Genomic DNA, 15,211 nt, shown 5'->3' with positions numbered 1-15,211 from the left:
TTTGTTATTTAAAGTTTTTTATGATTTTTAAAAGGGATTCGGAGGCATTCTTTGGACTTTCTGCATTCATGATGGCCGATACGACTGCGGTACCAGACAGCCCGCTAGCAGAAAGCTCGGAAATGTTATCGGCCGTGATACCCCCGATGGCTACGGCGGGAATGGATACGCTGCGGCAAATCTCTTCCAGATCCCCAATGGCCATTAAGGTTGCATCTTGTTTGGTCTTTGTAGGGAAAACGGAACCGACTCCGATATAATCTGCTCCATTTCGTTCGGCTTCTAGAGCCTCTTCAAGAGTGGAGACAGATACACCGACAATCATATCTTCGGGAACCATTTTTTTGACGACAGGCAGTGGAAGGTCATCTTGCCCAATATGAATTCCATCCGCTGCAACAGCAAGGGCTATATCAACCCGGTCATTGATGATAAGGGGAATGGACAGCTCGTTCAATAACTGTTTTAATGCAGAAGCTTTATTATAAAAGGAGAGGGAGGAATTGTTTTTCTCTCTAAGCTGTACGATCGAGACTCCTCCTGAAACCGATTCTGCAATGATTTTGGTCAATTCTTCTATTGCCAGGGACTCTTCTGTAACTAAATACAGGCTTAAATCAATTTGGGACTTCTTCATTTATTTTCACCTCATGCATCCAGATTTCCTTATCCATTCTTGATATTGCATCGATTAATCGCACATGAAACGTTCCTGTTCCTTCATCCTTTTGAAGGTTTTTGGCAGCTAGTTCCCCTGAAATGCTCATGGTTGAGATACCGGCAATCGCCGCAGAATAGAAATCATCGGTGACTCCGGAAAAAGTGCCGATAAGAGCTGTGGACATGCAGCCGGTACCTGTAACATTAGTTAAAAGCAGGTTCCCGTTATCGATGATGGACGTATGTGTTCCATCGCTGACCGCATCCTTCGCTCCGCTGACCACGACGATGCAATTAAATTTTTTTGCCGCTTGAGCGGCCAGCTCTGCATTGCTGACCGCAAGCTCCTCCGAATCCACCCCGCGAGTAACGGTATCCCCACCCATCAATGAAAGAATCTCACTTGCATTTCCACGAATGATTTGGAAAGTGACCTTCCTTAGAAGCTCTTTCACTTGCTCTGTACGATAGGCGGTGGCACCAACTCCCACCGGGTCCAAAATGACCGGGATATCCAGGTCATTTGCAGTCGAACCGGCAATCTCCATTGCTTCCAAGGCTTTATCATCGATCGTACCGAAATTCAGGACCAATGCATCCGCCAATTTGACCATATCCGCCACTTCTCTTGGGCTCGATGTCATCACTGGTGAACCACCGATGGCAAGGGTGGCATTTGCGCAGTCGTTGACCGTAACAAAGTTGGTGATTTGATGAACGAGTGGTTTTCTTTCTCTTACCTTCACGAATAAATCGGCTGCGGAAACCTTCATATTAAGTCACTCCGTTCTTTTTTTGAATATGAATGAAAATGATGGACAGGTCCATGACCTTTACCGATTGAAAAACTATTGCGTATCGCTTCAGAAATATAAGTCTTGGCCTGTTCGATCGACTCTTGCAATGGCAGTCCATTTGCCAGGTTTGATGTAATGGCGGATGATAAGGTACAGCCCGTACCATGAGTGTTTTTTGTATGAATGCGCTCTCCCTTGATCCAGTGGAAGTCAGTCCCATCATAAAAAAGATCATTTGGATTTCCCGCTGCATGGCCGCCTTTAAGTAAAACGGCTTTGGGACCCATTTCTTGTATTGAATTGCATGCTCTATAGAAATCTTGTTTCGTCCGAATCGACAAGCCAGTAAGTACTTCCGCTTCCGGTACATTTGGTGTTACAAGTGTTGCAAGCGGAAGCAAATCCATTTTTAAGGCGGAGACAGCCTTTTCGTCGAGCAAATGGTGGCCGCTTTTGGAAATCATGACAGGGTCAAGGATAACGATGGCAGGCATGTAGGTTTTAAGGGACGCTGCGACTGTTTCCACGATTTCTTTTGATCCGAGCATGCCTATTTTTACTGCATCGACAGGAATATCTTCAAATATAGCTGCAATTTGGTCCGATATGATAGCTGTTTCTATTGGCTGTACAGAACGGACTTCCATTGTATTTTGTGCGGTTACGGCTGTGATGGCAGACATTCCAAAGACCCCATGTGCAGAAAATGTTTTTAAATCCGCTTGTATTCCAGCACCGCCCCCAGAATCAGAGCCGGCGATGGTTAATGCTGTTTTCATAAAAAAACCCCTTCATATAATTATTTTTTAGAAGTATTTTAAGTAATATGAAAGCTAAAATCGAACCTGCGAATGAACTGAGCATAAAAGCCGGTAAAAAACCAAAAAGAGCAGCTTTTTCTCCCAATAGGAGGATGGCAAGTGGATAACAGGCCAGGGAACCGAGAATGCCGGTCCCGATCACTTCACCTAAACAAGCGAATTTTAAGCTTTGTGTTTTTCGATAAAGGATGGCAGCCAAAAGTGCACCGATCATGCTGCCGGGAAAGGCGAATATTGAACCGGTACCAGACATGTTTCTAATGATGGAAACTAAGAAAGCTTGTGTCACAGCATAAGCAGGCCCCAATAGAACGGCCGTGAGGACATTTGCCAGATGCTGAATAGGAAAGATCTTTGCAAATCCTGCAGGGATGAAAATAAATGAACTGGTCAGCGTCGTTATAGCCGTGATCATGGCAGTCAACGTCAGTTTCTTGATAGGATTCATCATGCCTGCGACCTACAGCGGCCAATCCTGCTCATTTTGAACCATATCCCAGAATAAATATTCATATCGGGAAGTAACCAAAAAGTGCTTTTCTAATCTAAGAAGTTCCTTTTCTGGCATGCCCTCCGTCAATTCTTCCAACAATGCGATCAGCCACTTGTGTGCTTCCCCGAATTCAGGCGATGAATAGGACCTTATCCAATCTGCGTAGCGATTGTTTTCCAATGCTGCTCCATTTTGTTCTTTTAATAGCAAACCGATTTCATAATAATCCCAAGCGCAGGGCAGGAGACAGGCGATCAAGTCTGCCAAAGTCCCATGCTGTGCTGCATTTAGCATGTAACCTGTATAGGCTAGAGTGGTGGGAGTAGGTTCTGTATCTTCCAATTCTTTGGAACTGATTCCGAATTCGGAAGCATAATGCCGATGGATATCCATTTCCACTTGAAGGGTTTCATTTAAAATACTCGCAAACTTTGCCATGGTTTCGATGTTATGAGCTTTGATGACACCTAAAGCAAAGAGCTTGGAATAATCCATGAGATAGATATAGTCCTGCTTCAGGTAATAGGCAAATTTCTTTTCAGGAAGCGTGCCGTTTCCAATTGCCTGAACAAAGGGATGTGAATGGTTCCTTTTCCAAATCTCTTTTGCCCGTGCGTGAAGTCTATCACTGAATGTTTCTGTTTTAATCTTCTCCATTGTTCATCCTCCTTTAGAATGGTTCTCCTTGATAATGAAAAACCCCGTTCCTGAATACGGAACGGGGTAGATGGATATAGTCTGTAAATGGACGATATCATCCACTTCCCTCCGCCGGTATGAGCCGGTTCAGGTTCAAAGGGTCCGGAATTAATTCCATCTCAGTCTAAAAAAAAGACTCCCCTAGTGGTGTGAATTGTATGTAATTACTGACATCATATCAGAAAGACAAGAAATTGCAACCCGTATTTAAAAGAGGGATAAACAATGTCAAGGAAAAAAGGGAGAACCAGGTAATTGACTTTTGATGATTATTAGGATAGAATCATTTCTACAACAATTATATATCGAATTCTTATCCAGAGAGGTGGAGGGACTTGGCCCTAAGAAACCTCGGCAGCGGAACCGTTTTGGGAACTGTGCTAAATCCAACAAGCATATGCTTGGAAGATAAGAAGAGCCGTACGGACACTGTCAGCCTCTTCTTGAATTAGAAGGGGCTTTTATTTTTGGGAAATAACGTTTAGTGACATAATAGAAAAGGTATATATAATTTGGTGAAAATCAAATATGTTGATAAAGTTAGCTAACTAGAAGCAGGCTCTAGGATGACTAGGAAAGGAGCCATTTACATGGCAGAACTATTTAAGAGGATTGAACAGAGGAAGGCAAAGCTCATTGAAGAGCTATTGGCCAATGGAGTATACAAAACTTCTGATGAAAGGCACCTTTATGATGCCCCATTAAAAGTGCTTGAAGATGAATATAAGATTGTTATAAATAGACCTAATAACGAGTCACCTTCTGAATGGATGACATAGTAAGCGATGGACTATATTTTGGGTTCTAGGATAAGGGATATGATGTAAGCATTCACAGTCGACACCAGTGGGTGCTTTTTTGCGTTTAATAGGAAATGACATAAAATATACATAATTAAAGAATGAAGTAGGTGTTTTGTCACATTTAACCTATAAAATAACACATTTTATTTCTGAAAAATAGTTGATTTTAACTAGTAGTTTCATTATGATGAAAGTGTAAAAAAATTGAATAAATGGGAGGTGACATATAATGCCTTGCCGTAAGGTAACGATAGAAAAAGTAGAAGAAAAGAGACAGGAAATGATCAAATTGGCAGCAAGTTACGGCTTAACAAGTCTGCTAACTGTTCAAGCCAGTCAAGAATTGGATTCGCTTTTAAATGCGTTAGCAAGTAAAAGAGAGTCAGAATATTTTTCTCTCCAAAAAGCATATAGGTATTTTTAAATTAGCCAATTTGAACTGTATTAATTTGAAAAAGCTACTGCTCAAGGCAATAGCTCTAAAGAATTATCTTAAATATCGACACGTTTACCAAGAATGACCAAATCGCGCTCAATGCCATCCAGCTCGGCAACTTGAGGTAAATGCGCCCATTCTTCAAACCCGAATTTGGAAAAAAGCTTAAGGCTCGGTATATTGTGGGCGAAAATGAAACCCAATAAAGTCTTAATACCTAATTTTGGACTCAATTCAATTGCCTTTTGAATCGAAATTTGTCCGATTCCTTTTCCCCGGAAATAATCATCCATATAAATGCTGATTTCGGCAGTGGAGTTATACGCCGGTCGGCCATAGAAGGATTGAAAGCTCATCCAGCCAGCAGTTTTCCCTTCTATAGCAATGATATATAGCGGTCTACTTTCTGAATGATGTTCCTCAAACCATTTAACCCTCGATTGGACGGATACAGGCTCCGTATCCGCCGTGACCATTCTTGAAGCAATTGTCGAATTATATATTTCAACAATTTTGGGTAGATCAGATAGTTCTGCCTCTCTAAACTCTATGTGCTCTTCCATGATTTAAACTCCTAACTATCATTTATTCAATCTCCAGAATGAAGGGTAATCCCGTTTTTTGTTTAAGGGACGGTGAATGACACCCAATCCATTGAAAGTTTTTATTATCATACACTCTTTACTCTTTATCTGACAATTCTTTTTTATGTTACGTCTGCAGATTTTTGGGGTATGTAAAGGATTAAATACTACTAGTAAAAAGACAGAGGAGAACCAAATGAAAAAGTTGGCAGTTTTTTTGATTATAGTACTGGTTATATGTTTTGCTGCATATGAATTTCAGGCCTCGGAGTCGGAAGATGTGCAAAGGGTGATGGCTTTTGGAGATTCGTTAACCTATGGAAAAGGGGATAAGGACGGGGAAGGATATATAGAAGGCCTGGAGGATGAATTGAATAACCCAGAATCTGAACAAAAGGTGAGTTTTTGGAATTACGGTATAAAAGGCCAGGAAACGGATGGGGTGATGAAACAGCTTGATGATTACCGCATTAAAACGAAACTTGATGAAGCCGATACTTTCATCGTTTATATCGGAACGAATGACTTGATCAATAGTAACGGCGGGGACTTGGAGAAAATCAGTGATCGAAAAATCAATGAGGGTAAACGGGAGTATATCAGCCATCTGCAAAAGATTACGTCAACACTGATAAAGGCAAACGATAAAGCGGATATTCTGATAGTAGGACTATATAATCCAAATAAAGGAAATCATAAACTTGAAAAGCACATTCGCGATTATAACCAGTCAATAAAGGGAATAGCGGATAAAGACAATAGGATGTTATTCATTCCTACGAATGATCTTTTTGAAGGTAAAAAGAAAACAGAGTATTTCAGTGATAAGTTACATCCGAATGAAAAAGGGTACCAGCTCATTGCGAATCGGGTTTTGGAAAGTTATGATTTCAAATGAAAGCAAAAATGCACAGAAAGGCATTCTGTGCATTTTTGCTTGCTAGGAATTTAAAATGGCTTTTAGTTGAGGGAACTGCAAGTCATGGAGCTGCTTGTATCTGCCGTTGTTTTGCAATAACTGTTCATGTGTTCCTTTTTCATGAACCTGCCCTTTTTCCAGAACGATTATTTGATCGGCATCATGAATGGTCGATAAACGATGTGCAATGACGATTGAAGTCCGGTTTATCAATAAACGTGACAAAGCTTCCTGTATCAAATGTTCGGATTCTGTATCCAAGGCAGCCGTTGCTTCATCGAGAATGATGATTTGCGGGTTTTTCAAAAGTGCCCTGGCAATGGCAATGCGTTGTTTTTGTCCGCCTGAAAGCTTGACTCCGCGCTCTCCAATTTGAGAATCATACCCATCAGGAAAGGCACTGATAAAGTCATGCGCATTTGCCGCTTTGGCGGATTCGATGATTTCCTCATCTGTAGCATCAAGTTTGCCATACACAATGTTATCACGGATGGAACCGTTGAATAAAATGATATCCTGGGAGACAACACCCATTTGTCCCCTTAATGATTTCAGTGATACATTTTTGATATCATGGCCATCCATTTTAATTGTTCCAACTTGCGGATCATAAAATCGAATCAAAAGGCTCGTGATGGTCGATTTTCCTGCACCAGAGGAGCCGACCAGTGCGGTTACTTGACCAGCTTTCATGGTCAGGTTTAAATTGCTGAGCACAGGAACACTCTCATCATAAGAAAAATCAACACACTGAAATTCAATTTGCTTTTTTATGGAAGGGAGTTCAATGGCATTTCCCTTGTCACATATTTCAGGTTGTGTTTCCAATACTTCAGTTATCCGCTCAAAGGCGGCGGCTGATTGCTGGACAATGCTGATGACACGGCTAAAATTGCGAACGGGACTCTGCAGCAACCTCAAATAGGCGAGGAAGGCCACGATTAATCCTATTGTGAATTCACCTTCCATCACTTGCCAAGCACCGAACACAATAACTGCTACAAGACCGATATTATTCAATAAATCAATAATCGGACCGAACATGGAACGTAGCCGAACGGACTTAACGTTTGCAGCCATATTTTCCTGATTACGCTCGGCAAACCGCCTTGATTCGAATTCTTCATTTGTAAAAGATTGAATGAGCCGCATTCCTGAAATGGAATCCTGTAACTGATTGCTGACATCTCCTGCGGAACTTTGCACAGACCTAAATGACATCCTGATGCGTTTCCCGAACACCCTTGTGATATAGAACATGAAAGGGAATGTAAAAAGAAGGACAATGGTCAGCTTCCAGTTAATGAAAAGCATATATACCGCCACCGCAATGAAAGTCACCGTGTCTGTCAAGACTTGGAGCATGCTCGAAGAGATGAGCTGCTGCAGTAAGTTGACATCATTGGTCAACCGGGACATTAAGTCACCAGTACGATTTTTGTCAAAAAATTTCATATCCAGTGTTTGAATGTGGTCATACATGCTATTCCGTATATCCATAATAGCCTTTTGACCGACATTGGAAACGATATAGCTGTTAAAGTAGTTCAGTAAAGCCAATAAGATGCTAGCACAAAGAATTCCTGTGCCAATCCAGAGTAACAAATCATACCTTTTTTCGGGAATGACTTTATCAATCGTAATCTGCGTCAACTGGGGAATGGAGAACTCAAGCAATGAAATGAGGAGCATGATACATACTATCAAAGCACAAAACTTCCATTTGGATGGTACCCGATTGAACATTTGTTTGAGCATCAACCAGATGCTTCCTTTTGAGGGTGTTGCATGCATGGCACTGCGGCCTTTGTGGCTGAATGGAATATGTCCTCCACTCATAGCGATCACTCCTATTTAGACTATCCATGATGCTTTTTGAGAAAGTCATTTGAAATTTACCTTAATGACTATCATAGAGCTTTTCAAAAAATAGACAACTTTTAATCGGTTCGTTTCTGTCAAAAAGCATTATTATTTTACACTTTCCTATAGGACATGGAATAATTAAAGGAGATTAGCGATGCTTATTAGAGGAGATGCTAAAAATGGATGAAAATGAAAAAATCAGAGAAGAGCTTTTAAATGCGGTCAATGGACTATCGGATGAACAGCTGAACGCCCACCCTGAAACAGGACGATGGAGCATCATCCAGGTATTGGATCATTTATATTTAATGGAGAGGGCCATAACAAAGAGCATATCCGATAAATTGAAAAGCGACGATGGCGTTCCTGCTGCGGATAAACCGATCGAGCTTACCTTAAATCGTGAAGTGAAGGTCCAGGCCCCGCCATTTGTCACTCCGTCAGAATCATACCAAACTTTGAGTGAGGTTAAGGAAAAGTTGTCCAATTCCCGAAAAGCTTTTATACAGGTCGTTGACCATGCAGAGGAAATTGATCTCGAACAAAAGTCTTTACCACATCCTTTATTTAAAGATTTAAGCTTGAAGCAATGGATCCCGTTTGTGGGACTACATGAAAAACGGCATTTATTGCAAATTGAAGAATTGAAAGCAAAGTTATAATAGAAGAAACTCATCCGTCTTTGGTTGAGTTTTTCACTTTCAGACAGTTATTCGTAAAGGAAGGATTATTCAGTGAAAGCCACTTGGGTAAGGACATGTTTAGTGTTGGGCTTTTTTGGATTGTTACTGGGGCTCTTGTTCAAGTATATGCTTCCTCCTGATCTAGATGAAATCGAACTGACTGACGAGCTGAACCCGATCGTCGCCGAAAAAAAAGAAGAGCTCATTCAACTGGCTAATGACAAAGGCATCCCGGTTATCATTACGGCGGGGTTCCGGTCTTTAGCCGAGCAAAATGAACTCTATGAAAAGGGCAGATCAGACTCGGGCAACATCGTAACGAATGCAAGAGGTGGCGAGTCGCTGCATAATTTCGGTTTGGCGATAGATTTTGCCCTCCTTAACAAACAAGGGGAGGCCATTTGGGACATGAGTTATGACGGAAACGATAATGGAAAGTCGGATTGGATGGAAGTCGTAACTATCGCTAAAGGGTTAGGTTTTGATTGGGGAGGGGATTGGTCAGGATTCAAGGATTATCCGCATTTACAAATGACATTTGGCTTGAGCATGCGTGAGCTGCAGCAAGGCAAGCAGCCAAAAGGGCAATGAAAGTGTTTGGCTTCGTCATAAACCGCATAATTTTGACTAAAAGCAGGAAAATAAGCATGTGAATTGCTTTACAGGTAAGAATTCGATAAAGTGGACTAGTGAGAAATCAGACATAAAGGAGTGCAGTCACCATGGAAGAAACAAAAAATTGCCGGGACTCTTTGGTCATAAAAACAAGCCTTGTCCTCCCGCCGGATACAAATAATATTGGTACGATGTTCGGAGGCAAATTAATGGCATACATTGATGATGTAGCGGCTATATCAGCCATGCGTCATGCGCGAAGCAACGTCGTTACTGCATCAACTGATTCTGTCGATTTCCTGCATCCTATTCACGAAGGAAATGCAGTTTGCCTTGAAAGCTTCGTGACGTATACAGGCAGAACATCAATGGAAATCATCGTAAAGGTGATTGCAGAGGATTTAGTTACAGGAGCCCGGAATTTATGTGTTATTTCATTCTTGACATTTGTTGCCATTAATGAAGAAGGTAAACCAATTCCGGTTCCGCGTTTGGTTCCTGAAACAGAGATGGAAATGAATTTAAATGAATCAGCAAAACAACGGGCCCAAATAAGGAAAAAACGAAGGGAAGATACACAGTTCATTGCTAGCACTTTCGGAGTGAAACTGCCATGGACCGATCAATCAAATCCAGGATTATATAAATAAGATATGCACCCCTTCTGCTGTTTTAATTAATGATTGAGACCAAATTCATTGTGATTTGGTCTTTTATTCATCGCCAGGGGTTTGGGGAAAATCAGTACTCACATCTTACTGCTTATCCGTATGGGAAAGAAATGTGAAAAGACGCTTGGGTAAGTCCAAGCGTCTTTCTTATGTTATCTTGTTAGGTTTGATAGTAGTAGCACTTTAGTCATCGCTTGCCAAAATACCAAAAAAACGCAAGATGTTAATGAATAGGTTAATGAAATCAAGATATAGATTCAAGGCCATGAGCGGTACTTCTTCAGCTGTTACCCCGTAATGCTTCATTCGATTGAAATCATATAAAATATAACCACTGAAAACTAAAATCCCGATAAAGGAAAAGACCAGCATGGCTGTAGAGCTTAATGGAGAGAAAATGTTGAAAATGCTAATGACCACTAAAGCTAGCAAGGCTGCAAATAACATTCCTCCCAAGAAAGAAAGGTCCCTTTTGGTGGTTGTAGCATAAACCGCCAGTCCTCCAAATACGACTGTAGTCGTAACTCCTGCCAGGATCACCACATTTGCCCCTGCAGCAGCTAGGTAGTGTGCGATGATCGGGTAGGTCGTAATTCCAGAAATCAACGTGAAACTATACAAAAAAGTGTAGCCGATGGCTTTTTTCCTCCGCAATATGAATGCTCCAATCAACATGGCGATCTCAAGTATCGCCAAGGGAAGAAACAACGATGGCGGTACAAGAGTGCCGAGAGCCATCCCTAAAACGGAAACGGCAAGTGATAAAGCGAACGTCCGCATGACGGACGGCATATATGTTTGTACAGTTTGTGAATACATTCAATCACCTCATCATTTATTTTCTAACGTTTTCTACGAATCTGTTTTAAAAAGGTTTCATTGCATTTAATGAAAATAAAGTGTTTTTTTTAAAAGTATTGAAATATATATGAAATAATTACCTGTTTTATGATATTCTTACAAATGTACTAACTTTTCTGAAATATCAAAAAAATTCAATCAGAACCATTCTGCTGTACGTAAAAGGACAAGGTCAATAAATAGTTATGAACTGTAAAATAGTTATCTTGGAATAATAAAATTTAAATTATTGCTTCTTTACATTTAATCGGACTTCAAAACTTTACTGTATAACCGTTATAAAGGAAACGATTTTTTATTGCAGAAAATTATTCCTAAAGTTATAAAATATGAAAAAAATGTGATTATTTTCTAAAAAAACTATTGTATAATTGTAAAAAATTGATTAAAATCTTAACTAATTATCAGAAGATTAATTATTTTCCCGATAAAATAGTTTAGGGGGAGCAAGGATGAAGAAAGCTATTTTACAAATAGAGAACCTAACTACCTCATTTCGCATCGGTAGCAAATATCATGCAGCGGTGGATGATGTTTCGTTTACGGTGAATGAAAATGAAATTGTAGCAGTTGTTGGAGAATCAGGTTGTGGAAAGAGTGCCTTGGCCTTATCTATCATGCAATTACATAATAAGCAGAGAACGAAATCCGAAGGAAATATCAATTATAAAGGACAAAATCTCCTAAAGTTGAATGATGTGCAAATGAATAAAGTCCGTGGTAAGGAATTAGGTATGATATTCCAGGAACCATTAACGGCTTTGAACCCGCTCATGACCATAGGAAAACAGATCGAGGAGAATCTTGATTACCATACTGAACTCTCCGGTGCTGAAAAAAAGAACAGGACGATCGAACTTTTGACACAAGTGGGAATTCCATATCCTGAACGGACGTACAAGCAATATCCGCATGAGCTCTCGGGCGGAATGCGGCAAAGGGCAATGATATCGATTGCCATTGCTTGCAACCCTGCACTGGTCATTGCCGATGAACCCACGACGGCACTGGATGTTACGATTCAAGCACAAATACTTGATCTGCTGAAGGATATCCAAAGCAGGACAAAAATGGGGATCATCTTAATTACACATGATCTGAGCGTCGTTGCAGAGGTCGCTGACAGGATCGTTGTCATGTATGCAGGTCAGGTAGTGGAAACGGGAAGTGTTAAAGAGATATTCAACAATCCGCTACATCCATATACAAGGTCGTTATTAAATTCGATCCCTTCGGCTGCAAACGAGAAAAAACGTTTGCACGTTATCGAGGGAATCGTTCCATCGATCGCGAAAATGGATCGGATAGGATGTCGCTTCCAAGATAGGATTCCTTGGATACCTAAGCATGCGCATGAAGAGACACCCCGGCTTCACGAAGTGGGCAACGATCATTTTGTGCGCTGTACGTGCTATAAAGAATTTTATTTTCAAGCTGAAGGAGATGCATCGGCCCATGACATTACTCAAATTAGATAATCTGAAAGTGCATTTTCCAATAAGGGGCGGTTTTTTCAGAAGGGTGGTTGATCACGTAAAGGCCGTGGACGGTGTTTCCTTTGAGTTGCAGCAAGGGGAAACATATGGTTTGGTCGGGGAATCCGGAAGCGGCAAGTCCACGACAGGCAAGGCAGTGGTCAAGCTGAATGATGTCACATCCGGACAAATCCTGTTTGAAGGCAGGGATTTAGCATCTTTAAGTAGAAAAGAAATTAAACCATTTAGAAAAGATATCCAAATGATTTTCCAAGACCCGTATTCATCATTGAATCCCAAGAAGAGGGTACTGGACATCATTGCCGAACCGCTGAGGAACTTTGAACGGTTATCACCTTCAGAGGAAAAGAAAATCGTCCAGGACTTCTTGGACAAAGTCGGACTCAGTCCGGAATCGATTCACAAGTATCCTCATGAATTTTCAGGAGGGCAGCGCCAGCGGATTGGGATTGCCAGGTCTTTGACATTGAAACCTAAACTGATCATTGCGGATGAACCGGTGTCAGCACTGGATGTTTCCGTTCAGGCACAGGTATTGAATTTCCTTCAAGATCTCCAACAGGAGTTCAATTTGACTTATTTATTTGTGGGTCATGACTTAGGTGTAATCCGGCATATGTGTGATCGGATGGGCGTTATGTATCGCGGTAGATTGGTAGAGGAAGGCAAAAGCGAGGAAATCTATGAAAATCCGCAACATATATACACGAAGCGCCTGATTGCCGCCATTCCGGATTTAGAGCCGGAAGTCCGCGAAGATAAAGTGCAGCTTAGAAAAAAACTCACCTCGGAATATGAGTCTACCTACTCAAAATATTTCGATGAGGATGGACGTGCCTACGATTTGAAGCCAATCTCATCGACACATAGAGTCGCATTACAATAAGGAGGTGTAAGGAATATGTGGAAGTTTATCCTAAGGCGTTTATTAGTTATGATCCCGCAGCTCTTTTTATTGAGCATCATCGTTTTCATGATGGCAAAAGCAATGCCGGGAGATGCACTGTCAGGTCAGGAAATCAATCCTAGGGCCAACCCGGCCGAGCTTGATAGGATCAGGGAAGAACTGGGTTTGAATGACCCTTGGTACCAACAATATTTAAGGTGGGCATCCAATGCAGTACAGGGGGATTTCGGTATTTCCTATACACATAAGACGCCCGTCATGGATGTTATCGAAGACAGGCTTTGGAACACGGTGTTCCTGGCGTTGGTCACGCTTATCTTTACATATATGCTTGCGATTCCATTAGGCATACTTAGCGGAAGGTATAACGATACCTGGGTGGATAAAACCGTTACGGGTTATAGCTATGTAGGATTTGGCACGCCGATTTTCATTTTTGCTTTAATCATGTTATTCGTTTTCGGATTTGCCCTGGATTGGTTCCCGTCTGGCGGCAGTGTCGATTCAAAGGTGGATGAAGGAACATTCGCCTATGTTGTAAGCAAGATCAATCATTTGATTTTACCAGCATTAAGTACAGCTTTAATTGCAACAACAAGTACGATCCAATATTTGCGAAACGAAATCATCGATAATAAAATCAAGGATTTCGTTAGGACAGCGCGTTCGAAGGGAGTGCCTGAATCAAAAGTATATTCACGGCATATCCTGAGAAATTCCTTTTTACCGATAGCGGCATTCCTAGGCTATGAAATTACTGGATTGATCGGCGGTGCGGTCATAATCGAGACCATTTTCAGTTATCCGGGACTTGGGCAGCTTTTCCTTAGTTCAGTCAGTCTGAGGGATTTCAGTGTTGTCACGGCCATCGTCATGATGACGGGATTTGCCACTCTGCTTGGCACTCTTCTTTCGGACATCATACTTAGTGCGGTCGATCCGCGCATACGGATAGAATAGGAGCGGGGTGAGTCTTATGGAAATGAAAGTAGAAACCGGAAAGAACATACAAGTGAAAGATGTGAGCCCTTCAGGAATCAAAATCATCTGGCAGGAAATCAAAAAGGATAAGCTTGCCATGGGCTCATTGATTATATTAGCAGCCATATTGATATTTGTTTACGGTGCGTCGCTCTTCATGGACGCCAAGGAAATAGCCAAGGTCGATTTTCTCTCCATTTATATGGAACCATCTTCAGACTATTGGCTTGGAACCGATTATGGCGGCCGGGATGTATTTGCACAATTGATAGTGGGTACGAGAAATTCATTCACGATCAGTTTATTCATAACATTATTCACCGCTATCATCGGTTTATCATTAGGGCTTCTGGCTGGCTACTTCGGCGGGGCAACCGATAATGTGATCATGCGTATTATCGACTTCGTGATTGCCCTGCCGCAATTGATGTTCATCATCGTGGTAGTCGTGATTGTACCGATCTTCAATGTATATGTTTTCATTTTAATCATGACGATGTTTTTATGGACAGGCAAGGCCCGGCTGATTCGTTCAAAGGCTTTGTCAGAGCGTGAGCTGGATTATATCCACGCCTCACAGACACTCGGGACGCCACATTGGAAAATCATCCTGTTTCAGCTTCTGCCCAATGTCAGTTCACTGATCATCGTTAACTTCATTTTGAACCTTGCTGGCAATATTGGCCTAGAATCCAGTTTGACTTTCTTAGGATTCGGTCTCCCGGAGAGCACACCGAGTTTAGGGACGCTCATCAGTTATGCTCGAAATCCAGATGTTCTGGAAAACAAGTGGTGGATATGGGTACCCGCATCACTCATGATTTTAGTGTTGATGCTGAGTATAAATTTCGTTGGTCAAGCGTTAAAACGCGCAGCCGATGCAAGACAAAGAAGAGGATAAAAAAGGGGAGTGTATGAT

General features: G+C 41.5%; 18 protein-coding genes and 2 riboswitches. Of the genes, 10 read left to right on the top strand and 8 right to left on the bottom strand.

What is annotated here, in order from left to right; all coding sequences use genetic code 11:
* Positions 1 to 4: 4 nt before the first annotated feature.
* The 5 genes from thiE to tenA are packed head-to-tail and all read right to left on the bottom strand — an operon-like array spanning position 5 to position 3,428.
* Positions 5 to 637, bottom strand: a complete 633-nt coding sequence (gene thiE / locus MPH60_RS15570) for a thiamine phosphate synthase (protein ID WP_241590516.1) — start codon at positions 635 to 637, stop codon at positions 5 to 7.
* Positions 618 to 1,433 (bottom strand): hydroxyethylthiazole kinase, encoded by an 816-nt coding sequence (gene thiM / locus MPH60_RS15565; RefSeq protein WP_241590515.1) that lies wholly within the window; start codon positions 1,431 to 1,433, stop codon positions 618 to 620. The genes thiE and thiM overlap by 20 nt, the downstream gene beginning before the upstream one ends.
* Positions 1,430 to 2,236 carry a bifunctional hydroxymethylpyrimidine kinase/phosphomethylpyrimidine kinase gene (gene thiD / locus MPH60_RS15560; protein WP_241590514.1) on the bottom strand — a complete coding sequence of 269 codons (807 nt, stop codon included), beginning with the start codon at positions 2,234 to 2,236 and terminating at the stop codon, positions 1,430 to 1,432. Before thiD ends, thiM begins: the two co-directional genes overlap by 4 nt.
* The gene (gene thiW, locus MPH60_RS15555; protein WP_241590578.1) at positions 2,205 to 2,726 is read right to left on the bottom strand and encodes an energy coupling factor transporter S component ThiW; all 522 of its coding nucleotides are present in this window, start codon (positions 2,724 to 2,726) and stop codon (positions 2,205 to 2,207) included. The genes thiD and thiW overlap by 32 nt, the downstream gene beginning before the upstream one ends.
* A gap of 12 nt (positions 2,727 to 2,738) precedes the next feature.
* Entirely contained in the window at positions 2,739 to 3,428 is a 690-nt protein-coding gene (gene tenA / locus MPH60_RS15550; protein ID WP_241590513.1) for a thiaminase II, read from the bottom strand.
* Between the two features lie 89 nt (positions 3,429 to 3,517).
* Positions 3,518 to 3,623: riboswitch (TPP riboswitch) on the bottom strand.
* 157 nt (positions 3,624 to 3,780) lie between these two features.
* Positions 3,781 to 3,885, top strand: a riboswitch (SAM riboswitch).
* Positions 3,886 to 4,060: 175 nt separating this feature from the next.
* On the opposite strand from tenA, the gene MPH60_RS15545 reads away from it, so the two are divergent.
* Positions 4,061 to 4,249, top strand: coding sequence for a Fur-regulated basic protein FbpA (locus MPH60_RS15545; protein ID WP_034314291.1), 189 nt, complete (start codon positions 4,061 to 4,063; stop codon positions 4,247 to 4,249).
* 253 nt (positions 4,250 to 4,502) lie between these two features.
* Positions 4,503 to 4,697, top strand: coding sequence for an aspartyl-phosphate phosphatase Spo0E family protein (locus MPH60_RS15540; protein ID WP_241590512.1), 195 nt, complete (start codon positions 4,503 to 4,505; stop codon positions 4,695 to 4,697).
* Positions 4,698 to 4,765: 68 nt separating this feature from the next.
* Here MPH60_RS15540 and MPH60_RS15535 read toward each other — a convergent pair whose 3' ends face one another.
* Complete coding sequence (locus tag MPH60_RS15535; RefSeq protein ID WP_241590511.1) at positions 4,766 to 5,272, bottom strand: GNAT family N-acetyltransferase; 507 nt, start codon at positions 5,270 to 5,272, stop codon at positions 4,766 to 4,768.
* 217 nt (positions 5,273 to 5,489) lie between these two features.
* Here MPH60_RS15535 and MPH60_RS15530 point away from each other — a divergent pair, with 217 nt between their 5' ends.
* Complete coding sequence (locus MPH60_RS15530; RefSeq protein WP_241590510.1) at positions 5,490 to 6,191, top strand: GDSL-type esterase/lipase family protein; 702 nt, start codon at positions 5,490 to 5,492, stop codon at positions 6,189 to 6,191.
* A 42-nt stretch (positions 6,192 to 6,233) separates the two neighbouring features.
* Here the strand turns inward: MPH60_RS15530 and MPH60_RS15525 are convergent, their stop codons facing one another.
* Positions 6,234 to 8,051, bottom strand: a complete 1,818-nt coding sequence (locus MPH60_RS15525) for an ABC transporter ATP-binding protein (protein ID WP_241590509.1) — start codon at positions 8,049 to 8,051, stop codon at positions 6,234 to 6,236.
* A 206-nt stretch (positions 8,052 to 8,257) separates the two neighbouring features.
* On the opposite strand from MPH60_RS15525, the gene MPH60_RS15520 reads away from it, so the two are divergent.
* The 3 genes from MPH60_RS15520 to MPH60_RS15510 all read left to right on the top strand — a co-directional run bounded on the left by MPH60_RS15520 (position 8,258) and on the right by MPH60_RS15510 (position 10,026).
* Complete coding sequence (locus MPH60_RS15520; RefSeq protein ID WP_241590508.1) at positions 8,258 to 8,740, top strand: DinB family protein; 483 nt, start codon at positions 8,258 to 8,260, stop codon at positions 8,738 to 8,740.
* 72 nt (positions 8,741 to 8,812) lie between these two features.
* Complete coding sequence (locus MPH60_RS15515) at positions 8,813 to 9,352, top strand: M15 family metallopeptidase (protein WP_405390059.1); 540 nt, start codon at positions 8,813 to 8,815, stop codon at positions 9,350 to 9,352.
* A gap of 131 nt (positions 9,353 to 9,483) precedes the next feature.
* Positions 9,484 to 10,026, top strand: coding sequence for an acyl-CoA thioesterase (locus tag MPH60_RS15510; RefSeq protein ID WP_034314279.1), 543 nt, complete (start codon positions 9,484 to 9,486; stop codon positions 10,024 to 10,026).
* Between the two features lie 204 nt (positions 10,027 to 10,230).
* On the opposite strand, the gene MPH60_RS15505 is transcribed toward MPH60_RS15510, so the two are convergent.
* Entirely contained in the window at positions 10,231 to 10,866 is a 636-nt protein-coding gene (locus tag MPH60_RS15505; RefSeq protein ID WP_214743607.1) for a Bax inhibitor-1/YccA family protein, read from the bottom strand.
* Between the two features lie 494 nt (positions 10,867 to 11,360).
* Between MPH60_RS15505 and MPH60_RS15500 the strand changes: the two genes are divergently transcribed.
* The 4 genes from MPH60_RS15500 to MPH60_RS15485 are packed head-to-tail and all read left to right on the top strand — an operon-like array spanning position 11,361 to position 15,193.
* The gene (locus MPH60_RS15500; RefSeq protein WP_241590507.1) at positions 11,361 to 12,386 is read left to right on the top strand and encodes an ABC transporter ATP-binding protein; all 1,026 of its coding nucleotides are present in this window, start codon (positions 11,361 to 11,363) and stop codon (positions 12,384 to 12,386) included.
* Positions 12,364 to 13,290 carry an ABC transporter ATP-binding protein gene (locus tag MPH60_RS15495; protein WP_101224464.1) on the top strand — a complete coding sequence of 309 codons (927 nt, stop codon included), beginning with the start codon at positions 12,364 to 12,366 and terminating at the stop codon, positions 13,288 to 13,290. Before MPH60_RS15500 ends, MPH60_RS15495 begins: the two co-directional genes overlap by 23 nt.
* 15 nt (positions 13,291 to 13,305) lie before the next feature.
* The gene (gene opp4B, locus MPH60_RS15490; protein ID WP_214743605.1) at positions 13,306 to 14,271 is read left to right on the top strand and encodes an oligopeptide ABC transporter permease; all 966 of its coding nucleotides are present in this window, start codon (positions 13,306 to 13,308) and stop codon (positions 14,269 to 14,271) included.
* 22 nt (positions 14,272 to 14,293) lie between these two features.
* Entirely contained in the window at positions 14,294 to 15,193 is a 900-nt protein-coding gene (locus MPH60_RS15485; protein ID WP_387549368.1) for an ABC transporter permease, read from the top strand.
* Positions 15,194 to 15,211: the final 18 nt, after the last annotated feature.

It is taken from the genome of Peribacillus sp. Aquil_B1 (assembly GCF_022603275.1).
Lineage (GTDB): Bacteria > Bacillota > Bacilli > Bacillales > DSM-1321 > Peribacillus.
The sequence above is the reverse complement of the archived record's forward strand: the minus strand, read 5'-3'. Positions and strand labels throughout refer to the sequence as shown.

What these genes read in the sequence shown, in the direction of transcription:
- thiE (WP_241590516.1), bottom strand. Translation starts at nt 637, where the DNA reads ATGAAGAAGTCCCAAATTGATTTAAGCCTGTATTTAGTTACAGAAGAG.
- thiM (WP_241590515.1), bottom strand. Translation starts at nt 1,433, where the DNA reads ATGAAGGTTTCCGCAGCCGATTTATTCGTGAAGGTAAGAGAAAGAAAA.
- thiD (WP_241590514.1), bottom strand. Translation starts at nt 2,236, where the DNA reads ATGAAAACAGCATTAACCATCGCCGGCTCTGATTCTGGGGGCGGTGCT.
- thiW (WP_241590578.1), bottom strand. Translation starts at nt 2,726, where the DNA reads ATGAATCCTATCAAGAAACTGACGTTGACTGCCATGATCACGGCTATA.
- tenA (WP_241590513.1), bottom strand. Translation starts at nt 3,428, where the DNA reads ATGGAGAAGATTAAAACAGAAACATTCAGTGATAGACTTCACGCACGG.
- MPH60_RS15545 (WP_034314291.1), top strand. Translation starts at nt 4,061, where the DNA reads ATGGCAGAACTATTTAAGAGGATTGAACAGAGGAAGGCAAAGCTCATT.
- MPH60_RS15540 (WP_241590512.1), top strand. Translation starts at nt 4,503, where the DNA reads ATGCCTTGCCGTAAGGTAACGATAGAAAAAGTAGAAGAAAAGAGACAG.
- MPH60_RS15535 (WP_241590511.1), bottom strand. Translation starts at nt 5,272, where the DNA reads ATGGAAGAGCACATAGAGTTTAGAGAGGCAGAACTATCTGATCTACCC.
- MPH60_RS15530 (WP_241590510.1), top strand. Translation starts at nt 5,490, where the DNA reads ATGAAAAAGTTGGCAGTTTTTTTGATTATAGTACTGGTTATATGTTTT.
- MPH60_RS15525 (WP_241590509.1), bottom strand. Translation starts at nt 8,051, where the DNA reads ATGAGTGGAGGACATATTCCATTCAGCCACAAAGGCCGCAGTGCCATG.
- MPH60_RS15520 (WP_241590508.1), top strand. Translation starts at nt 8,258, where the DNA reads ATGGATGAAAATGAAAAAATCAGAGAAGAGCTTTTAAATGCGGTCAAT.
- MPH60_RS15510 (WP_034314279.1), top strand. Translation starts at nt 9,484, where the DNA reads ATGGAAGAAACAAAAAATTGCCGGGACTCTTTGGTCATAAAAACAAGC.
- MPH60_RS15505 (WP_214743607.1), bottom strand. Translation starts at nt 10,866, where the DNA reads ATGTATTCACAAACTGTACAAACATATATGCCGTCCGTCATGCGGACG.
- MPH60_RS15500 (WP_241590507.1), top strand. Translation starts at nt 11,361, where the DNA reads ATGAAGAAAGCTATTTTACAAATAGAGAACCTAACTACCTCATTTCGC.
- MPH60_RS15495 (WP_101224464.1), top strand. Translation starts at nt 12,364, where the DNA reads ATGACATTACTCAAATTAGATAATCTGAAAGTGCATTTTCCAATAAGG.
- opp4B (WP_214743605.1), top strand. Translation starts at nt 13,306, where the DNA reads ATGTGGAAGTTTATCCTAAGGCGTTTATTAGTTATGATCCCGCAGCTC.
- MPH60_RS15485 (WP_387549368.1), top strand. Translation starts at nt 14,294, where the DNA reads ATGAAAGTAGAAACCGGAAAGAACATACAAGTGAAAGATGTGAGCCCT.